This window comes from Pseudorhodoplanes sp. (assembly GCF_050250235.1).
Lineage (GTDB): Bacteria > Pseudomonadota > Alphaproteobacteria > Rhizobiales > Xanthobacteraceae > Pseudorhodoplanes.
Window position 1 is genome coordinate 1 of sequence record NZ_JBFWPA010000109.1, and the last position, 22,180, is coordinate 22,180.

Consider the following 22,180-nt stretch of genomic DNA (forward strand, 5'->3'; position numbering starts at 1 on the left):
GTGGAGGAGTGGGCCGCGCCGAAGCAATCGGATTGGCTCTCCGCCCGCTTGGTGAAGCCGGACACTCCGCCCCCCAGTCGGAGGGTGCGGATGCGACCGCGGCGGCCGGTCAATATCTTGTGCGGATAAGCCTGGTGCCCGACATCCCAGATCAGCCGATCGGTCGGCGTATCGAAGACTGCATGTAGCGCGACGGTGAGTTCAACCACCCCAAGGCCGGCACCGAGATGGCCGCCGGTTACAGCCACGGCGTTGATGGTCTCGGCCCTGAGTTCATCCGCCAGGGACTTGAGTTGCTGGTCCGGCAGCCGGCGCAAATCACCCGGATTTGCAAGGTCGTCTAGCAGCGGGGTACTTGAGATCATGCTGGGAAACCTGGGCTGGCCGGTGTAGTTCCGCATGGGACTATCGAAATATCGGGGATGCAAGGCCGAAAAACATAGTCTTTAGTGTCACTTGGGCCTGAAATCGGAAGACTGCAACCCCATAATTCAAGAACGGTGACTCCTCGGAGCGAGGCCACGGAACTCAATTGATGACACCCGGAAAGCAAAATTCGCGCCTTGCCGATTTCATTGGCCACATCGTGCGGCAATGTATCAAGATACCAGTTCTGACGCTCGCAATATTTGTTTTGCTGGGCGTCGCTTCTACCGTCTACGCGGTACGCAACATCTCAATCAACACCGATATCAGCAATCTGATTTCTCCGAATATCGACTGGCGAAAGCGCGAAATCGCTTTCGAAAAGGCCTTTCCGAGCCGCGCGGAGACCATCCTCGCCGTTGTGGACGCCCCGACTCCCGAACTTGCGTCGATCGCGGCCAACGTCCTGACCGAGCGGCTGAAAACCCGATCCGATGATTTTCGGTCGGTGCGTCAACCGGATGGTGGTGATTTTTTCGAGAAGAACGCGCTGCTGTTTCTCTCCACGGAACGCCTCGCGGAGACACTTGGTCAACTGGAAGCTGCGCAACGGTTCATTGCAATTCTAAACCAAAATCCAAATTGGCTGGGGATGGCCCAGGCGGCCCAGGCCGGATTGGGTGGCGTTCAGGCGGGCGCGTACGGACTGGACACGATGGCCCCGATCTTCGATCGGTTTTCTGACGCCTTGGATCGAATCGCGGCCGATCAGCCGGCCAGCTTCTCCTGGCAGGAACTCCTGGAGAACAAGAAGCCCGAGCCCCGCGACGTGCGCAAGTTTATCGAGATATGGCCGAAGCTCGATTTCTCGGCGCTCGAACCGGGGCGCAAGGCCACGGACGCTGTGCGCAGCATCGCAACCGAGGCCGGACTGTCCTCTGACTATCAGGCGCGGCTGCGCCTGACGGGGCCGATCCCGATTTCGGATGAGGAATTCGCAACGGTCAAGGAGGGCGCCATCGTCAACGGCCTCGGGACTGTCGCGATCGTATTGATGATTCTCTGGTTCGCACTGAAGTCCGCACGAATCATAGCCGCAGTCTTCATCACATTGACGATCGGGCTCGCCATCACTGCAGCGCTCGGCTTTCTGATGGTCGGATCGTTGAACCTGATTTCTGTTGCATTCTTCGTGCTCTTCGTTGGGCTCGGGGTTGATTTCTGCATTCAGTACAGCGTTCGCTACCGCGACGAGCGCTACCATGGCGACAGCCTCGACAACGCGCTGGTCGATGCCGGCCGAAATGTCGGCGGCCCTCTGACTCTGGCCGCGGGCGCAACTGCGGCGGGCTTTCTGGCGTTCCTGCCGACCGACTATCAGGGCGTTTCGGAACTCGGCGCGATCGCAGGCGTCGGAATGATCGTCGCCTTCCTCGTCAGCATCACGTTGCTGCCGGCCCTGCTCGCGGTGATCAACCCTCCCGGCGAGAAAGAGCCTTTAGGTTATGCAGGCCTCGCTCCCGTAGACCGTTTCGTCGAACGAAACCGCATTCCGGTGGTGATCGGCACGCTGGGTATCGCCATCATCGGGCTGCCATTGCTGTATTTCCTGCGCTTCGATTTCAATCCGGTGAACCTGCGCAGCCCGACCGTCGAGTCGATCTCAACATACCTCGAATTGCGAAAAGACCCGAATACAGGCGCCAGTTCCGTGAACGTATTGGCTTCTTCGTCCAAGGCGGCTCAAGACATTGCGCAAAAACTGGAGACATTGCCCGAAGTCGCGCGGGTGATGACGATTCAGAGCTTTGTGCCGACGGATCAGGCCGAAAAGCTTGCGCTCATCAAGAATGCGGCGGCCGTATTGCGGCCGAGCCTCAGTGCCGAGCCGGCCACCCCGCCCACATCAGCGGAGGTCAGGGCGGCACTGACAGAGACGGCGGAAATGCTGGATGCCGCATCCATCAGTCAGCAGGGCGCGGGCGCGACGGCGGCGAGACGTCTGGCCGGCCACTTGAGAAAGCTCGCCGCGAGTTCAGATGAAAAGGGCGCTGCCGCGGAAAAAGTTTTCACCGTTCCCCTGGAGTTCAAACTCGCGGAAATGCGAAATCTTCTCCAGGCGGCGCCGGTAACTGTCGAAACCTTGCCGGAAGATCTAAAGCGAACGTGGACGACGGCGGATGGACGGTCGCGCGTGGAAGTATTCCCAAAAGGCGATCCGAACGACAACGACACATTGCGCGCATTCGCGCAGGGTGTGCTTGCAAGCGAACCCAATGCAATCGGCGGCCCGATTTCAATCCTGAAATCGGGAGATACCATCGTTGTCGCGTTCATCGAGGCCGGCATGCTGGCCCTGATTTCCATCAGCATTCTGCTCTGGATCGCCTTGCGGCGAATTGGCGACGTACTGCTGACCATCGTCCCGTTGCTGCTCGCCGGTGTTATCACGATGGAGATCTGCGTCCTGATCGGCCTCTCGTTGAATTTCGCGAATATCATCGCTCTGCCGCTGCTGTTCGGAATCGGCGTGGCGTTCAAAATCTATTACATCATGGCGTGGCGCGCGGGGCAGACGGACCTGCTGCAATCCAGCCTCACGCGCGCCGTGTTTTTCAGCTCGCTGACAACCGCGACGGCCTTCGGGAGCCTGTGGCTGTCGAGCCATCCAGGAACCTCAAGCATGGGAAAATTGCTGGCGCTGTCGCTCGTGACGACGCTCTGCGCGGCAGTGCTGTTTCAGCCGGCGCTAATGGGTCGCCCCCGGGACACTGATCCTGCTGCAGAAATCGACCCGCCGACCTGACGGAGACGAGGGAACTCGGGACCACGTTTCGCCTCCGCAAAGCAAGCCCCACGCCACGCAACCTTGCACCTTGATCGCGTTATCCGACAATGCCGTCACCGTAGCTTTGTAGGTCTTGCCATTTTGCGCATTATAGATTTGCCCGGACCAGCTGCGCCCGTCCACCGGCTTCATGTTGATCAGAATGGGCATGCCAAGCGTCGGACGCGTCCGTTTTGCCGGATCGGGATTCTCCGAATCCGTGCCGGGCGACTTCTCCCACCCCACGATCCCCCATAGCGCACCGTTGCATATGGCGATCCGGATATGTGCGGAATTGTCTTCGACCTGCCAGTCCCCGGACACATCTGCGGCAAGGGCCGGACTAAAGAGAAGCACACAAAAGATCAGAAGCAGTATCGGCTTTTTCATGGTACCCACCTCTCGCACTTGGTGGTTCGCAGCTGGCGCTCTAGATATGTGGTAACCGGCGCCGACATGCTAGCAGATTGGGTCATGCTCGAACGCAAAAACTATGACATCGCGGCGCTTTTTGAGGCACGCGAACGGGACCGTTTCGAGGTCCATACCCGGCACCTCAACGAACAGATGGTTCGGGTGCTGCGGACGATCGGTTACGATGTCGGATTCCGCCGCGGCTCGGGACAATATCTCTATGACCGCACGGACACGCGCTACCTCGATTTGCTGAGCGGGTTCGGCGTGTTCGCAATCGGGCGCAACCATCCTGCCCTGCGCGCGGCCCTGATCAGCGTTCTGGACGCCGAACTTCCCAATCTTGTGCAGCTGGATGTTCCGGTGCTGGCCGGAGTCGCGGCAGAACGGCTCCTGGCAAAAGCGCCGTATCTGGACAAGGTTTTCTTTGCCAATTCCGGAACCGAGGCGGTCGAAGCCGCGATCAAGTTCGCCCGCGCGGCGACCGGTCGGTCGCGGATATTGTCCTGCACGCACGCCTTCCATGGGCTCACCTTCGGCGCGTTGTCGCTCAACGGCGATGAAATCTTCAAGAGCGGTTTCGAACCGCTGCTTGGCGATTGCGCGGCCATTCCGTTCAATGACCTTGCGGCTCTGGAAGACGCGCTGCGCGGCCGCGAGGTCGCGGCCTTCATTGTCGAGCCGATCCAGGGCAAGGGCGTTCATCTGCCGGCTGCGGACTATCTGAAGGACGCAGCGGAGTTGTGCCGGAAATATGGCAGCCTGTTCATTGCCGACGAGATCCAGTGCGGACTCGGCCGGACCGGCAAGTTCTTTGCCGTCGAGCATTGGGGCGTCGAGCCCGACATGATCCTGATCGCCAAGGCGCTGTCCGGCGGTCACGTGCCGGTTGGAGCCGTGCTGACCCGCAAGAGCATCTACGACCGATTGTTCAACCGCATGGATCGCGCGGTGGTCCATGGGTCGACCTTCGCCAAGAATGATCTGGCCATGGCCGCCGGCATCACCACCCTGTCCGTGCTGGAAGCGGAAGGACTGATCGAAAATGCCGCGCGCACGGGCGAGCGGCTGCTCGCGTCGTTCCGCGCAATGACGGGGCGGCATGAGATGTTGAAGGAGGTCCGGGGGCTCGGCTTGATGATCGGGATCGAGTTCGGCGCGCCAAAGTCCCTGAAATTGCGCGCCTCCTGGTCGATGATCGAGGCTGCCAACAAGGGGCTGTTCTGCCAGTTGATCACCATCCCGCTGTTCAGGGATCACAAGATTCTGACGCAGGTGGCAGGTCACGGCAGCCATACGATAAAGCTGCTTCCATCCTATGTAATAACGGACGACGACTGCGCCTGGATCGAAACTGCCTTCGAGGAAGTGATCGCGCAAAGCCATCAGGTGCCCGGGGCGATCTGGTCGCTTGGAAAAACCCTGATTGGCAACGCCACTGCGGCAAAGCGCGCCTGACGTCGCGCAGACGGCCGAGCAGCGCAGACTCGTCGCGGCTCAGGCGTCAAAACTCCGATTCGATCGCCCGTAGAATACCCTTTGCAGAACGGGACTCGCGAACCGATGGGTGGCTGTAGCGTTTGATCAGGGTGCTTGATGTCAGGTGCGGCCGCTTCATCTGCAATTCCGCAAGCACGGCACGCGCCTGAGGCAGGTTTCCGGACATCGCATGGGCGGCGGCGAGAGTAAGCATGGTTCGGGCCTGACCGGGATTGAGCGCGTGGGCGCGCTTGAGTTCCTCGAGTGCGACATCGTAATTTCCAAGCTCCAGCTCCGCATAGCCGGCAAAAGCGATCCAGTACGGCATGGCCGGGTCGCGCGGACTTAGGCGCATCGCATACTGGATATGTTCGAGCCCCTGCTGCGGACTGCCCTGGCGCACAAGCAGCCTTCCCATCTGCGCGTAGGACGGCGCATGACTCGGGTTCAGCTCGATCGACCGCTTGAAATGACGCATCGCCTCGTCCGGACGATTGCGCGCGATCTCAACCAGACCCATGAGCGCATGCGGCGGATTGATATTCGGATGGCGCTGAATCAGGACGCCGAGGATCGCCTCCGCCTTACCGATATGCTCTGAAGGGTTGGAGGCAATAAGCTGCAATGCCATATGCGCATGATAGGATGCCAGGCCAAGTCGAGCCGAGACGTGATCTGGATTTATCTCCAGAGCTTTGTTGAAATGGGTCAGCGCTTCCTTCAGCGCCGCGGATCCAGACCGGCCGGCCGCATCGATTGCCGCCCAACCCTTGAACACCGTCGCCTGAAGGTTCAGGCTCTCCGACCTTTGCAGACCCTGGATATGGGAAACCTCGATCTGCAATTCGCGACCAAGACCGTACACGACCTCGCCGAGCAGCGAAGCGAGGTCGGTGGCGGGCCTCTCGTAGCGACCGGACCAGATCTGAGACTGGGTCTTCGCGTCAACCAAAGCGACATTGATGTAGAGCTTGCTTTCGTGGAGGAAAGCGCTGCCCTCGATCAAATAGTCCACGCCTAGTTGAGCGGCGATTTCCGCCGCACCGAGCTTCTGGGTCTTGTAGGTTGCGGCTGTCTGACGTGAGATCACACGAAAAATCGGGATACGTGCGATCACGTTGGTGAGATTGTCGGTGACAATATCGGCGATCATGCTTCCGTATTCGTCGGTCGCACCATGATTTGTGAAGGGCAGCACGACAATCGGGATAAGTCCCAGGACGGCGTCATCGCCGCGGCTCGCCGCAGGGAAAACTTGTGGGGTTCGCCAGGGACTTTTCAGTTCCGCATCGCGCTTTGATACGGACGCGGGCTGGATCGCAGCCGGGACCGGCGGTGCCTCGCGGAACCCTTCGGTCAGCACAAAAGTGCCGGCAGACACCAACATCAAGGCCGCAGCTGCGGCGAAGGCCGTGCGCACCTTCGACGATGGCGTGCGCTTTTGTGTGGTCGGTTCCGTCGGGGGCGGCTCTGGAATTTCCGGGTCCGGTTCGGACACCGCCGGAGTCGGCTCGGTCCGTGCGCCCAGCCCTTTCACGCCGGAACGAATTTCATCGATCAAGGCAAGCGTCGCGGGCTCCGGTTCGACTCCGAAATTCTGCTGCAGCAACGAAGCGAGCGACTTCCCGTGCCCTATCGCGGCTTCAGCACCGTGATATTTGAATTCCAGGGACAGGAGTCGACGATGCCGGCCCTGCTCGGTCGGGTCGATGGCGACCAGCCGCTCTGCGGCGCGGATCGCATTTTCCGCATCGCCGACTTCATCGAGATGAGTCGCAAGGCTCAAGAATGTTCGTGTCGCACACGTATCAAGTCGCTGCCGTTCGGATTGCACCCATCTGTCGAATGCAGCGGATCCCGCCGACACACGGTTCATGAACGGTGCCCAGCCGACATCGAGACAACCCATCCGGATTGCCGGATCCTTGCTCTCTGACCTTGCGCAGAACATCAATGCGTCCACCGCCGAGGGCTCGATGTCGAACGCAAGCGCCTGACCGGTAACGACCAGACGGTGCCCGCAAGTCCCGAGATCGCGGCGCAGAGTGAGAATGGTTTGACGCAAATTTTGACGGGCCGCGGCCTCCGACCGATCACACCACAGCAGCCGGGCGAGTTGCTGCCGGCTCACCGGCTGACCAGCATGCATGGCGAGATAGGCCAGGAGACTGAGCCCCTTTTGGGATGAGACCCGAACCGGTCCGTCGTCGTTGCGGAGCACTGGCTCTCCCAATAGGCGGAGCTTCAGTGCCGACAGCCCGTGCATTTCCAGCATTGCGCACCGCGAACCAGGTTGGGCGTCCCCATCGCATCATACGCTTTGACGGACGTCTGACGATAGACCCGCGAGCGCCCACCCAGGGCACAATAGCTTGGGGCCCGGTCGTTTTGGTGAATACAGGAGCTAGTGGTCGGCCGGCGGAGGCTGCTGGTACCGGCGCATGACGAGCGATCAACCCGGCCGCGCCGCCGACGCCGACGATGGCGGAACGCTCCCCGGAACGTACGACGCGATTCGGCCAAGCGGACAAACCGGATGAGCCAACGAGGACCGTCAGCGTATCGTCAGCCATGCGTCAGGCGCCCGAAACGGAGACCGCTCTCGCAAATCGCAAGCTTCTCATCGATTGCAGGATACAATATTTACGGTCCATGCATGCTTCCCGGCGCCGACGACTGCAGCCAACAACTGCATGAGGCGTTCCGGGACATTTCTCGCGGTTCCTTCACGCGCCACGCTATGACGCCAGGCTGACGACGCTTCGCGTTTGCCCAACATTTCGTGAGCATGCGGTTCCTTGTTGCGATCACGATTCCTCTCTGCCTACATTCATCTGAACAGCGCAGCCAAGGGCGCAAAGAAACAACGTAATGATCCGGCTTGCGCGCGGGGAGGTTCGACGATGGCTACAAGCTGCGCTTGCGAGCCGCGCCCATGCCGCAATCGACATCGAGCACGTGACGCGGGTTCACTGCCGCGTCTTTTCCCTTCGCGACGTCAGGCCACGCATCGACCATTTGAATCGCGCCGACAGCAAACGCGGCAACGGACGGGTTTGCGGCTCGACAAGTCGCCTCGCGCACGCCAGCGAAATACCCCCACGAGCGGAGATTGAAACATGGCCGGCAATCAGAAGCCAATTGCAGACCTCGTCATCGCCAACGGTGTCGAAGATACTCCGCCGATTCCAGTCGTTCTGACCGCGACCGATCCCGACGGTACCGTCGACTTCTTCCAGATCGCCAAGCTGCCAAAGAATGGCTTGTTGTTTCTCGATGCGGCAATGACAATCCCCCTTGACCCGGCAACACAATATGCGGCGACCGGCAACTCACTCACGGTGTTCTTCCGTCCCAACGACGATTTCAGCGGCAGCACATCCTTCAAATTCAGCGCCATCGACGATCAGGGCGCCGTTTCTTCGGCCAAGAAGGCCACCGTCAACGTCGCAGCCGAGAATGACGCGCCGACAGCATCGGACGTTACCGCGAACGGAAAGGAAGACACCGCTGTCCAAGTGGACCTGAACGCGACGGACACAGATGGAAAAGTCGCCTCCTATATTATCGAAGATCTCCCCGCCAACGGCATTCTGGCGCTCGACAAGGCCGGCGCGAATCCCGTTTCCCCGGGTGACGTGATCTCGGCAAAGACCAAGCTCTATTTCATTCCGGATGGCGACTGGAACGGCACGACCGAATTCCACTACCGAGCAACCGACGAGGAGGGCGCCGCATCGGCGGGAGCGGCAACCGCGACCATTCAGGTCGCAGCCATTAATGATGCACCCGGCACCAATGACGTGGCCTCGACCGGCGGCATCGATTCTGTGATCCCGATCACGCTGACCGGCGACGATCCGGACGGAACGGTAACCGAATTCAGGCTCAACAAGCTGCCGAAGAACGGGACGCTCTATCTCGATGCAGGGCTGACCCAGGTAGCCACGAAAGGCGCCGTCTACCCAGCCACGAGCGAATCGCTGACGCTGTTCTTCCAGCCGACCGCGGCGTTCGTCGGCGACACGAGTTTCACGTATACCGCTATTGACAATCTCGGACTGAAGGACAAGACCCCGGCCGTCGCCACCATCACCGTGACCGCGGACGCGACCCCGCCCGATGCCCCGGTCATCGTCTCATTTGCCGATGACACCGGAGTGCCCGACGACGGTCTCACCGCCGACAATACAATAACGCTGACCGGCACCGCCGAAGCGCATGCGACGATCGAGGTGTTCGACGGCGTGACGCCGCTTGGCCCGACCACGGCGGATGCGAACGGCGACTGGAGCTTCACCACGCCTGTCCTCGGCGACGGCCCGCATAGCTTCACGGCGACGGCGACGGACGGCGCCGGCAACACCAGCGTGCCATCCAGCCCATTCGACGTGGAGATCGACGCAACCGTACCCGCCGCCCCTGTCATCGCTTCTTTTGCTGATGACACCGGCACCGCCGCCGACGGCGTCACCGCCGACGACACCATCACTCTGACCGGGACGGCATTGCCCGATTCCACCATCGACATATTCGACGGCGCAACGCCGATCGGAACCACGGTCGCCGATGGCGGCGGCAACTGGAGCTTCACCAGCACAAACCTCGGCGACGGCCCGCACAGCTTCACCGCCACCGCGACCGACGCCGCCGGCAATACCAGCGCATCATCCAATGCGATCGCAGTCGAGATTGACACGACCGCACCAGCCGCGCCGGTTATTGCGTCTTTCACAGACGACACCGGAACGGGCGGCGACGGCGTCACGTCCGACACCATGTTGGTCCTGACCGGCACGGCGGAAGCCAACGCCTCGATCGAGGTGTTCGACGGTGCCGCCTCGCTCGGCTCGACGAATGCCGATGGCAATGGCGACTGGAGCTTCCCCACGTTGGCGCTGGGAGAAGGCGGCCACAGCTTTACCGCCACCGCCACCGACGCTGCCGGCAATACCGGCGTGGCCTCTGCCACCTTCGCAGTCGAGATCGATACGACACCCCCGGCTGCGCCCGTCATCTTGTCCTTCGCCGATGACACCGGAACGCCCGACGACGGTATTACCGCCGACAATACGGTAACGCTGACCGGGACGTCCGAGGCGAACGCGACCATCGCAATTTTTGACGGCGCGACGCCGCTTGAGACCACGGTCGCGGACGGTAGCGGGAATTGGAGCTTCACGACGCTCGCTCTGGACGACGGCGCACACAGCTTCACCGCCACCGCCACCGACGCCGCCGGCAATACCGGTGCCATTTCCAATACTGTGGCGGTCGAGATCGATACCATCGCGCCAGCCGCTCCCGTCATCACGGATTTCGCCGACGACACCGGAACACCCGACGATGGCATCACCTATGACAGCACCGTCACCCTGACCGGCACCGCACTCGCGAATGCGAGCATCGAAATATTCGACGGCGCATCATCGCTCGGATCCACGACCGCCGATGGAAGCGGCAACTGGAGCTTCACCACCATAAGCCTCGACAACGGTGAGCATACCTTCACCGCGACCGCCACCGATGCAGCCGGAAACACGGGCCCTAGCTCGGCCGAGTTCATTGTCACCATCGAGGTTCCCGTGTTCTCGCTGGACCCCTCCGAGATCAACGAGAACAACCTGGCCGACGCCGTGATCGGCACGCTCGCCGCCGATACCGGCGGTAGCTTCACCTACAGTCTGGTCGACGATGCCGGCGGCCTGTTCGCCATCCAGAGCGGCAATCAGGTTGTCGCCACTGCGTCACTCGACGCCGAAGCCCTGCTCAGCGCCAACATCACTATTCAGGCCGACGATGGCGCCGGCGGAGTCTTCCAGCAGGTGCTGACCGTCACCATCAATGACGTCGACGACAATCACCTCAGCCCGGTAAGTGATGCCGACGCCACGGCGGATGCTGTCGACGAAAATCCAGCCAACGGGACCGAAGTCGGCATTACAGCCCTGGCGACCGACGCGGACGTCACCAACAACACCGTCACTTATTCTCTGCTCGACGATGCCGGCGGCCGGTTCGCGATCGACGCGACGACCGGCGTCGTCACCGTCGCGAACGGCTCGCTGATCGACAGCGAGTCGAATGCCTCGTTCGACATCACGGTGCATGCCGAATCATCCGACGGCTCGTTCTCGGACGAGAACTTCACCATCGCCGTCAACGATCTCGACGAGTTCGATGTCGGCGCTGTCACCGATACCGACGCCACCGCGAATTCCGTCGACGAGAACGCCGCGGGGGGATTCCTGGTCGGCATAACCGCGTCCGCGAGCGATGCGGACGCCACAACCAACGCCATCACCTATTCCCTGTTCGACGACGCCGGCGGCCGTTTCACGATCGATCCCACGAGCGGCGTGGTGTCCGTTGCGACCGGCGCAGCCATCGACCGTGAAGCGAACGACTCGTTCGATATCACGGTTCGGGCCACCTCCGCCGATAGTTCGTTTTCTGACGAGACCTTTACCATCGCCGTCAACGACCTCGACGAGTTCGACGTGAGCGCGGCTGTCGACACCGACGCCGCAGCCGACGCCGTCGCGGAGAATGCGGCGAACGGAACCGCGGTCGGGATCACCGCCTTCGCCTCGGACGACGACGCGACCGATAATGCCGTCACCTATTCGATGTTCAACAGTGCCGGTGGACGATTCGCGGTCGATGCGACCACGGGCGTGGTGACGGTGGCAAACGGCACGCTGATCGACCGTGAGTCGGATGCCTCGTTCAACATCACGGTGCGCGCAACCTCCACCGATGGTTCCGAGCAGGACCAGACCTTTACGATCGACGTGATCGACGTAAACGAGTTCCCGCCACAGATACTGTCGGACGGAGGCGGCGACACTGCCTTTGTCAGCATTGTCGAAAACAATACCGCCGTGACAGCGGTCACGGCGAATGACGGCGACGCTGACGCCGTGACCGTGTATTCGATCAGCGGCGGCGTCGATGCCGCGCTGTTCACCATCGATTCGTTCACCGGCGCGTTGACATTTGCGGCCGCGCCGGACTTCGAGGCACCGCAGGACGCCAATCTCGACAATTTCTACGAGGTCGAGGTGACGGCCTCCGACGGCGCCAATTCGGACAGCCAGGCAATCACCGTCCAGGTGACGAACGACATCGATGCGCCAGTCTTTGTCACCGGAGACGGGCCGACGGCGTCCTATACGCTGGATGAAGCTACCGTTTTCAAGAAAGCAGTCGCCAAGGCCGCAGTCGCCAAGAAAAAAGCGGTCAAGGCCGCCTACATCGAAGCACAGAAGGGAGAGTCAGAGACGGACCCGGATGCACCCGCGGTGGTGCTGACGATCGATGGCGGCGCCGACGCGCCGCTGTTCTTTATCCAGGGCGGCGAACTGAGGTTCTTCCAGTTGCCGGACTTCGAGAATCCGACCGACGCCAACACCGATGGGGTTTACGAAGTCACGGTCCGCGCAACCGAAGGCGGGGCGAGCACCACGCAGGACGTCCTGATCACGATCGCCGATGTCAACGAACGGCCTGAGGAGATCCGGATCAACGGCACTTTTGCGGAGTCCGTCGAGGAACTCTCGCCCATAGGCACCGTTGTCGGAACCCTGACGACCACCGATCCGGACGCGGCGGACCAGAGCCAGTCCGTCTTCACCTACGAACTGATCGACGATGCCGGCGGGCGCTTCGCCATCGTTGGAAATCAGCTCGTGGTCAATGGCGACATCGACTTCGAGCGCAATCCCGATGGATTCTACGTCGCGATCAATTCGTACGATTCGGCGGACAACGTGTATGGTCAGTACTTCCACATCGGCGTCATCGACACGCCCGAACTGGCGGCACCCGATGGCTATGTGGCCGGCGCGACCGTGTTCGCAGATACGGACGGCGATTTCCTGCTCGACGGCGGCGAGAATTCCGTGGTCAGCGACGGCCTCGGCAATTTCAACTTCGCGTCCGGTGCCAGCAACGCCGTGCTGTTTGGCGGCATCGATATTGGCACCGGTCTGTCGTTCAAGGGGCTGATGGCGGCACCTACCGGCGCGACCATTATCTCGCCGCTCACGACCATCGTGACGGCGCACATGGATGTTTTCGCGTCGTCGGAGGCGACGGCCAATGCAGCCGTGCTTCAGGGCCTTGGCCTGCCGGGCGGCATCGGCGACCTGAGCGATTACGATCAGATCGCCGCCGTTCTTGCAGCGGACGCCAACGGCCCGGCCGCTGCCCGAGCAGCCACGCGGCTGCAGACCTCGATGACGATTGCGATCTCGATCCTGGTCGCTGCCGGCGCCTCCGAGCAGGCGGCGGCGGCGGAGTTCGCGCGCCAGGTCGCGGAGTGGATCGACGATGTGGCTCCGAGCGCGATCAATCTCGCCGACGACGCGCGGATCGAGCAGCTCATCGACGATACGGCCACGGCGCTGGCAGTCACGCCCGACGCCGCGGTTGTTGACGGTACGGCCGACATCATCGTTGCGTTCAATACCGCGATCGCCGCATTCGCCACGACCGGCGTCGCGCTGCTGCAAGACCTTGCCAAGGCCGGCATCGTCGCGCATGCGGCGCAGGCCGATCTCGCGGGCGCCAATGCCGGCAATATCGCGGGCTTCGTCACCGATTATTCCGGCGCCGCCCTGAACAACGCGATTCCAGCCGCGACCGCAGGCAACGTCCAGGGCCTCAACGGCGACAACACGCTGACCGGCACGGCCGGCGCCGATGTCCTTGACGGCGGCCTCGGCAACGACATCCTCAATGGCGGCGATGGCGACGATATTCTGGTCGGCGGCGAGGGCAACGACACGCTCAACGGCGGCGCCGGGCGCGACCTGCTCGCCGGCGGGCCGGGCGACGACACCATCGACGGCGGACAATGGTTCACCAATTTCGACAACGCCGGCAGCGGCGATCTCGACCGCGTTACCTATCGCTTTGCGACCAGCGGTGTCACCGTCGACCTGTCACTGGCAACGCCACAGAATACCGGGGGCGGCGGCACCGACACCATCATCCATGTTGAGGGCATTATCGGGTCCGACCACAACGACACCCTGCTGGGGGGCGGCAACGATTTCATCGAGACCTTCCGCGGTGGCGCCGGCGACGACGACATTGACGGCCGCACCGGCACCGACCGGGCGGAATATGTCGATGCCACGGCGGGCGTCACGGTCAATCTCGCTGCCGGCACGGTAGACGGCATCGCGGGCGGCGTCGGGACCGATACACTGCTTTCGGTCGAGGACATCGCCGGCTCCGCGTTCGACGATACGTTCGACGCCACGGGCTTCGACTCCAACAGCACCAATGCGGGATCGAACGGCCGCATCAACAATTTCCGGCCGGGCGATGGCGACGACACCATCATCGGCAACGGCGACACCCGGATCGATTATATCGACGCGTCGCGCGGAATCGTTGTCGATCTGACAACCGGACAGTTTGTTGGGGGCGACGGTATCGGGACCGACACCTTCTCCGGCGTGAACCGCGTCCGCGGATCGAATTTCGACGACGAACTGCTGGGCGGCCAGCAGGCATTCGGAGCGCCGGGTCAGGCGGAGTTTTTCGATGGCGCCGGCGGCAACGACTTCATCTTCGGCGGCAGCGGCTTCGACTATGCCACCTACGCGATCCCGTTCAACGTTCTGACCGGCGTCCAGGTCGACGACAATCCCAACACGCCGGACATCGACGAAAGCCTGCTGACATTCGGCATCGCCGTCGACATGGCGTCGGGCATCGTGATCGGCGACGCGACTGTTTACGGCGTCGACACGCTGCGAGAGGTCGAGGGCATCATCGGAACGGTGTTCGCGGACCTGTATGACGCGACCGGCTTTGGACCGAACAGTGAAAACAAGCTGTCGCTTGGGATGCTGATCGACGAGTTCGAAGGCGGCGCCGGAGACGACATCATCATCGGCAGCGGAAATACCCGCGTCTCCTACCGCAGCGCCACCAGCGGCGTCACCGTCATTCTGGAGGACGACGGCAACGGTGCCGGCAAGGGCACCGTCACGGGCGGCGGCATTTCGGTCGGCTCCGATACGCTCGTCGGCGGCATTTCCAGCGTCCGCGGATCGGATCATGCCGACATCATCACCGGCTACGACAACGGGCCCGGAACCCTGCAGATTTTCGATGGCCAGGGCGGCGATGACATCATCGACGGAAACAACGGCTTCGACCGCGTCACCTACAATCAGGACGCCCAGGTCACCACCGGCATCACCATCACGGTGACAGCGGATGGAGGAGTGGCTCGTTCCAATACCGGCAGCGGGCTCACAGCGCTGGTGACCGGCAATGCGAGCGAAGTCGGCGACGACGAGCTCTTCGACATCGAGTCCTTCACCGGCACCGATTTCGCCGACACCTTGCAAGTCGTGGGAGACGTGACCTCAACTGGCTTCGGACTGATCGAGTTCGAGGGCGGCGGCGGCAATGACACCATCACCGGCTTCATTGCAAGCGGCACAGCGACCCGCATTTCGTATATTACCGCGACAGATGGCGTCACAGTCACGTTCACCGGCGTTGGTTCAGGCACTGCCGTCGGCGATCCGTCGATTGGATCGGACACTTTCTCGCTCATCCGCGACGTGAGGGGCGGCAACTATGATGACGTGATAACCGGCACTTATCTTGGAGCCCCGACGGCCGGACTGAACCAGAACGTCTTCCAGGGTGGCGCCGGCGGCAACGACATCCTGCTGGGCGGGTCCGGCAACGATACGCTGTTTGGCGGCACCAATTCGGGCAGCGAGCGCTTCGACGGCATCACCGGCAGCGGCTTCGACGACTTCGACTATGCGAGTTACGTCGGTGCGAACGGCGCCGTCACGGTCACGCTCGGCACCGGAACGGCGCAGGGTTCGGCCGCAGGCAGCGCCATCGGCGGCGCCACCAATGTCGGCACGGACGCCCTGTTCAACATCGAGGGGGTCATCGGCACGGGCTTCGACGATACCTTCTTTGGCGGCGACAATCATCTCGAGGCGTTCCGCGGCGGCGCCGGCAGCGACAGCATCAACGGCGGCGGCGGAATGGACTTCTCGGAATATGGCGGCGCCGGGACCGGCGTCACCATCGACCTTGCCGCCGGAACCGCGGTAGCCGGTGCCGATACCGACACGCTCACGGGCGTCGAGGGGATCGTCGGCTCTGCCAACAACGACGTGTTCGACGCCACAGGCTTCGGCAGTGGCAGCACCAATGCCGGATCGCTCGGTGCGTTCAACATCTTCCGCGGCGGCGCGGGCGACGACGACATCACCGGCAACGGCGCAACCCGGATCGATTACAGCGACGGGTCGGCCGGCATCACAGTCAACCTGACCGCGGGGACCGTCAATGCGGTGGCCGCCGGCCTCGGTACAGACACGCTCAATGGCGGGGTCAATTCGGTTCGCGGCACCAATCATGACGATACGCTGATCGGCGGCGTAGTGGCCAACAACGATTTCGAATCGTTCATCGGCGGCGGCGGCGACGACACCATCACCGGCGGCGACGGTTTCGACCTGGCGATGTATCATGCCGACGGCAATGTCCGGGCCTTGATCGAGGCGGACCTGCCGAGCGCCGGCGAGGCTGGCACGCTTGACACCTTCGTCTTCGCGCTAAGGGTCGATCTCGCCGCCGGGACCGTGACCGGCGATCCGACGCTGACCGGAACCGACACGCTTTCCGGAATCGAAGGCATCACCGGTTCGATCCTCGCCGATCTCTATGACGCCCGCGAATTCGGCGGCGACAGCACCAATGCCGGCTCGCTCGGGACGCTCAACCAGTTCGAGGGCCATGCCGGCAACGACCACATCTACGGCAACGGCAATACGCGGCTCGCCTTCGACAATGCGCAGGAGGGCGTCACGGTCCGGCTCGACGATCCGACCGTCGAAAACGGGCCTACCGGCAGCGTGACCGGCGGCGCATCGGTGGGCGAAGATCTGATCTATGGCGGCGTCAACCGCGTGCGCGGATCGGACTTCGCCGATGACATCGCCGGCAATGCCGACGCCAATGTGCTGGAGGGCGGCGGCGGCGACGACCGGATCGAGGGGATGGGCGGCAACGATAGCCTCACCGGCGGAATGGGCGACGATACCTTCGTCTTCGCGGCGGATTATGGCCGCGACGTGATCGACGATTTCGTGGCCGGTGCCGCGACCGACGACCGGATCGAATTCGACGTTGCCATGACCGGCTTCGCCGATTTCGCCTCGGTCTTTGCGGCGGCGACGGAGATCGCGGGCGACACGGTGATCTCGGGCGCGGCCGGCCAGAGTGTGACGCTGCTCGGTGTCACCAAGGCATCCCTGCACCAGGACGATTTCCTGTTCGTGTAGGACTTCCGAGAAACGGCGTTTCGGCCGGCGACGGGTTGCGCACGCCCATCAAGGGGCGTGCGACCTGTGTCGCGCGGCGTCCCACTCTGTGCCACCGGTTGCCTGCGGAGGAACATCCTGTGCCGCGTGAGCCAGGACTGAGCAGGACAAGTCAAACCTGCAGCCAGGCTTAAGGTTAATCCATGGCTGCCAATGACAGCGATCGGCGGCATCACTAATGCTTGGTAAAGCGCGCCATGTTCGCGAGCGCGCCATGTTTCCGGCACCAAGTGATGCAGCGCGTGTGAAGCCATGAATGTCCATCATTTCGATACGCTGCCGGCCGAACCAAAGGCCCAGGGTAGCATGCGCGACGCCTTCGACACGGTCTGCGCGCGATGGCGCGTTGTCGCAGCGAGCCTCATTGTGGCTGTCAGCTTCACTGCACTTTATGTCGCAATCACGCCGCCGACCTATACGGCACAATCGATGGTGCTGCTGGACCCGCGCCAATCGCGCATCACCGAGACCCAGGACGTTCTCGCCGGCATCGGTTCCGACAATGCCGCGATCGCAAGCCAGGTCGAGGTGCTGAGATCCACTGAATTGCTGGGCGCCGTCTTCGCGTCCGAAGGCATTGCGCGCGACCCTGAATTTTCGCGGCCCAGCCTGATCGGCGGGATGCTCGGGCTGCTTCGCGGTGACTCACGCGCCCCGAGCGAGAGCGCGATCTTCGAGAATTTTCGCAGCCGGGTCAGCGCACAGCGACAGGGACAGACCTACGTGATCGATGTGCGATTCCGTTCCGAGAATCCCGACAATGCGGCCCGGATCGTCAATGCCATCGTCAAGCGCTACGCCGCAAACGAGGTCGGCGAGCGAAATCAGGCAAGCGCCGATGCATCGAAGGTCCTGGAGAACCAGATCGCCGCACTTCGCGAAAAGATCTACGCAGCGGAAAACGCGGTCGAGGCGTTCAAGGCCAAGCACGGGATCGTTCAGCTCGGAGAAGGACGCACGCTGCTCCGCAGTCAGATCGACAAGTTCAGCGAACAGTTGCTGAAGACCCAGGAGCAGGCTCGCCTTGCCGAAAACCGGTATCAGCAGGTTCTTGCGGCAGGAACGTCGGCCGCGGCACTCGGAGAAATCCAGAAAATCGTATCCTCTTCGACCATCGACGAACTGCGCAAGGGTTACCACCAGCGCAACGTCGAGTTCGCCCGCGCGCAGGCCGCTTTCGGCAAGAATCATCCGGAGTTCCAGCTGATTTCTTCCGAGATGGCCCGGTTCGAGAATTTGATCCGGGCCGAGGTTCGGCGAATCATCACTCAGCTCAAGGCAGAGCGCGATCTCGCCAACAGCAATGTCACGAAAGCCGAGGCCGAACTGGCCCGCATGCATGCCAAATTCGATCAGTCCAATCAGGAGGAAGTCGAACTGCGGCAGCTTGAGCGCGAAGCCGAGGCGTCGGGCAAGGTGCTCGAGCAGTTTCTCCGTCGCACGCGCGAAATCGGCGAGCCCGATCAGTTCCAGAGGCCAAAGGCACGGGTGATCAGCGCCGCCGTACCGCCCGACAGCGCCACCTGGCCGAAACCCATGCTGCTTCTCTCCGGTGCCGGCGCCTATGGCCTCGCGCTTGGCGTGCTCGTGGCCCTGTTCATGGGACCGCCAGCGCCCCGCTTTCCCGACCAGCGCCGCTTCGACGCGCGCAGGGCCGTGATTGCGCGACGGGCCTCGTAGGAAAGGTTCGCCGGCCACCCGGCGTCCCGCACCACCGTTGGAGAGTTCGCGTGCTCGTCGCTTTGCTCCTCTTCCAGATGGTGAGCATGAGCCTGACGTCGGTTCTGTTCGCCGCACATCCGCAAGTAATCCTCGCGGCATTTCTGGTCACCGCGATTCCATTCTCCGCGACCCTGCTGCTGCACGCGGAACGCGTGAGGCTACTGTCGCTCCTGATCTGGGCGGGCATCATCTTTCTGGCACTCTGCTTCGGCTACCTGTTCAACCCACTGTCGATCGAGCCGGCGGCGAGGGTTCTCGTGGTGTTCCTGGTCTTTGCCTTCGGTTGGGCGAGCGCGATCATGATACGGCCATCCGCGATCGCGCAGTCGATGCTTGTTGCCGGCGCTGCGGGTCTCATTGCAACCGCGATCCAGCTCTATCGCGAAGGGCTTTCCGGCTATTTCGAGGAAGGCGAGCGTCTGACAGGCGGCGACGAAAGCCATCCCAATCTGGTCGGCCTGACCATGGTGTGCGTCGCACTATGCGGCTCCTCGGCGAGCAATCTCCTGGTCAGATACGCGTTCTGGGTGGCCTCGTTTGCGATCAGTTCCATGGTTCAGTCGAGAAACGCGATGATGGCGCTTCTCATCATCCTCGCCGTATATCTCTGGCGTGACGTGGCCAGGCGGCTGAACGCCGCCGGCGTCGGCGTTGTCGTGCTACTTGCGACAATCGGTCTGGCGTTTTCGCTTGAGCCCCTGCTTGAAGCCTTCAGCGATCTGTTCCAGCTCGACAATCCCTATCGCGGCACCAATTCGAATCTGGTCGGGCGCGCAGAGCTCTGGCAGGCGACGTGGAACCTGTTCACCGACTATCCGATCTTCGGCTTCGGCTTGGGCCAGCATCAGATCGGCGCCGGCATCGACATGTATGCGCACAACATGTACCTGATCCTGCTGTCGGAAGGCGGACAGGTCGGTTTCATTGCGTTCGTGGCGGCGACGGCAATCGCCCTGCGCGGTCTCTTTACGGACGGGCGCGACAGCGGACAGGATGCAAGCCGGCTTGTATTCGCGCTCTCGCTGACCGTGGTGACCTATTATGTTTATGGAATATTCGAGGGCCGGGCGGTCAACGCCGGCAACTTCCTTTCGTATCTTTTCTTCTTCGCGTGGGGTTACGGAATCTGCTGCTTCGATCGCGCGCGCAACTCCGCGCCATTCCGCGTCCGGGATATGCAGGCGCAATAGCGCTGCCGTTCAACTGCGACCGCTCGGCGAAAGACTGCGCAGTCCCGCAACCGGCGCGAAGATCGACGTCGTAAGCAGCGTCCCCATCATGAGACCGACAAGATAGCCGACCGACTGGTGCGAGCCGAACAGAACCAGGCCCAGAGCTATTCCAAGGGCGGCCTCGGCCGCGCTGAGCCGGCCTGCAAGCGATATCTGTCCGGTCGCGCACAGGATCGCAAGCCACAGCGTGTTCCAGAGATAGAGCGACAGATACCCGGCAAAGGCGAGCAGCAATCCGGGCTCGCGGAGATCGAGAGACGGCAGCCATAGCCGCAGCGCCCAATCGCCGACGATCGCGGTGAACAGGAAGGCGGCGACGATGATGAGCAGGCAGCCGCCGATCAGCCACTTCACGTTGCGTCGGAAGGAATCGAAATCTCCCGACCGGTGCATCTGACCGAGTAATGGCCATGACGAGCCGGTGATCGCGGCGAAGAACGCCGCGGCAAAAATCAGAAGCCGAAACAGCACCAGCAGCGTCGATACTTCCGCCGCACCATGAACCGAGCCAAGGATGGTCGGCCCCAGTTGGACATTGACGACAAACGGCAGCGACATCAGAAAAAAGCCGGACGTCACCGACCGATTGATCCGCGAAGAGACATGACGCAGGAATCGAAACTCGAAAACCGGCAGCACGCCGGTCTGGCGCATCATGTATGTACCGAGGGCGAAGAGCAGGACGACTTGCGGCGCGATGCTCACGAAGACGAACAACGCAATGCTTTTCGACGTCATCGCGGCGATGAACAGGCCGATCAGACTGAGGACGAGCGCACCGATTCGTACGAAGTTGAAGACGTAGGATCGGCCGAGGCCCAGTGCCACATTCTCGAACACGCCGCCGACCACGAGCAGGGCCGTGAGCCATAGAGCGGTCAGCAGCGCAGCGAGCGTGCTGTCCATCAAATTCGGCGTAGCCACGCCCGTCCCTACAACGCGAAGGAGAATGAGGACCGTGGTGACGATCGTGCACAGCAGCACGAGGCAAACGGGCAAGACCAGCGCCGTCCCGAGCCTGGCGCGAAGCAGGGCGCTGTTGCCGAGCCGGGCAGACCGCGCCAGGAAATATGCAGGGGAGTTCTGCGCTCCAAGCATGGCCAGCACGAGCCAGGTCGGAAAATTGGTCGCGTAAAGATAGACTGCGAACGCCTCGGCACCGAGTGCGTGCAGGATCATTGGCAACGCAATAAACGTATAGATTGCAGCGGACAGGCGAGCGACCCATCCCGTCGAAACGGAGAGAACCATTCGAACGAGATGAAGTGGTGATGTCATGGCCGGCGGGCACAACCTGCAATCGCATGCTTCGATGCAGGCTATAGACGAGATTGCACGATACACGCAATTTTGATCGCGCGTTAACCATCAATGGGTAGGCAGCAGCCGCTCCATGCTGAATGTGCCGGGGAGGCCTCCGAATGCCCCGGGCCGCTGCACAAGATGATGCACAAATCGTTTCCGCGACAAGTCGCTGTTTACGAGATTGCCTTAAAGCTTCCGCAGCGGAACCAGCGTACTGAGGCCAGGCGCGGCAGTGAAGGTGACAGCGAGCGCTGGGACAGATCGCGGAAGACATTTCCAAATGAAGATCAGCCTGGTCATTGGCCCCTACAATCCGGTCCCCTTGGCATTGGGAGGCGCGGTCGAACGGGTGCTGTCCACGCTGGCGCCCTATTTCGTTGCACGCGGGCATGAGGTGACGATCGTCTCGCGGCGGTTTGGCGATTTCCCGCACGAGGAGACGAGGGACGGCGTCC

9 protein-coding genes are annotated in these 22,180 nt (G+C 62.1%); 5 read left to right on the plus strand and 4 right to left on the minus strand.

Annotation, left to right across the window (positions count from 1 at the left end; all coding sequences use genetic code 11):
• Positions 1-365: 1-deoxy-D-xylulose-5-phosphate synthase N-terminal domain-containing protein (locus AB7F49_RS29965; RefSeq protein WP_428529281.1), on the minus strand; the 365-nt coding region annotated here is incomplete at its 3' end.
• A 170-nt stretch (positions 366-535) separates the two neighbouring features.
• On the opposite strand from AB7F49_RS29965, the gene AB7F49_RS29970 reads away from it, so the two are divergent.
• A complete protein-coding gene (locus AB7F49_RS29970) occupies positions 536-3,172 on the plus strand; it encodes an MMPL family transporter (RefSeq protein WP_428529283.1) in 2,637 nt (878 codons plus the stop codon).
• On the opposite strand, the gene AB7F49_RS29975 is transcribed toward AB7F49_RS29970, so the two are convergent.
• Complete coding sequence (locus AB7F49_RS29975; protein WP_428529285.1) at positions 3,116-3,583, minus strand: DUF2147 domain-containing protein; 468 nt, start codon at positions 3,581-3,583, stop codon at positions 3,116-3,118. The genes AB7F49_RS29970 and AB7F49_RS29975 overlap by 57 nt on opposite strands.
• Before the next feature lie 177 nt (positions 3,584-3,760).
• On the opposite strand from AB7F49_RS29975, the gene AB7F49_RS29980 reads away from it, so the two are divergent.
• Positions 3,761-5,065: an aspartate aminotransferase family protein gene (locus tag AB7F49_RS29980; protein WP_428529296.1), complete on the plus strand. Its 1,305-nt coding sequence runs from the start codon at positions 3,761-3,763 to the stop codon at positions 5,063-5,065.
• Between the two features lie 46 nt (positions 5,066-5,111).
• Here the strand turns inward: AB7F49_RS29980 and AB7F49_RS29985 are convergent, their stop codons facing one another.
• Positions 5,112-7,307, minus strand: coding sequence for a tetratricopeptide repeat protein (locus AB7F49_RS29985; protein WP_428529286.1), 2,196 nt, complete (start codon positions 7,305-7,307; stop codon positions 5,112-5,114).
• Between the two features lie 898 nt (positions 7,308-8,205).
• On the opposite strand from AB7F49_RS29985, the gene AB7F49_RS29990 reads away from it, so the two are divergent.
• The 3 genes from AB7F49_RS29990 (at position 8,206) to AB7F49_RS30000 (ending at position 20,378) form a co-directional block, all read left to right on the plus strand.
• The gene (locus AB7F49_RS29990; RefSeq protein WP_428529288.1) at positions 8,206-17,427 is read left to right on the plus strand and encodes an Ig-like domain-containing protein; all 9,222 of its coding nucleotides are present in this window, start codon (positions 8,206-8,208) and stop codon (positions 17,425-17,427) included.
• 291 nt (positions 17,428-17,718) lie between these two features.
• Positions 17,719-19,146: a GumC family protein gene (locus AB7F49_RS29995; protein ID WP_428529290.1), complete on the plus strand. Its 1,428-nt coding sequence runs from the start codon at positions 17,719-17,721 to the stop codon at positions 19,144-19,146.
• A 50-nt stretch (positions 19,147-19,196) separates the two neighbouring features.
• Positions 19,197-20,378: an O-antigen ligase family protein gene (locus tag AB7F49_RS30000; protein WP_428529292.1), complete on the plus strand. Its 1,182-nt coding sequence runs from the start codon at positions 19,197-19,199 to the stop codon at positions 20,376-20,378.
• Positions 20,379-20,387: 9 nt separating this feature from the next.
• On the opposite strand, the gene AB7F49_RS30005 is transcribed toward AB7F49_RS30000, so the two are convergent.
• Positions 20,388-21,599, minus strand: coding sequence for a hypothetical protein (locus tag AB7F49_RS30005; protein ID WP_428529294.1), 1,212 nt, complete (start codon positions 21,597-21,599; stop codon positions 20,388-20,390).
• Positions 21,600-22,180 lie beyond the last annotated feature (581 nt).

Bases quoted from the DNA above. Each gene is read 5' to 3' on its own strand.
- AB7F49_RS29970 (WP_428529283.1), top strand. From the start codon at position 536: ATGACACCCGGAAAGCAAAATTCGCGCCTTGCCGATTTCATTGGCCAC.
- AB7F49_RS29975 (WP_428529285.1), bottom strand. From the start codon at position 3,583: ATGAAAAAGCCGATACTGCTTCTGATCTTTTGTGTGCTTCTCTTTAGT.
- AB7F49_RS29980 (WP_428529296.1), top strand. From the start codon at position 3,761: ATGGTTCGGGTGCTGCGGACGATCGGTTACGATGTCGGATTCCGCCGC.
- AB7F49_RS29990 (WP_428529288.1), top strand. From the start codon at position 8,206: ATGGCCGGCAATCAGAAGCCAATTGCAGACCTCGTCATCGCCAACGGT.
- AB7F49_RS29995 (WP_428529290.1), top strand. From the start codon at position 17,719: ATGAATGTCCATCATTTCGATACGCTGCCGGCCGAACCAAAGGCCCAG.
- AB7F49_RS30005 (WP_428529294.1), bottom strand. From the start codon at position 21,599: ATGATCCTGCACGCACTCGGTGCCGAGGCGTTCGCAGTCTATCTTTAC.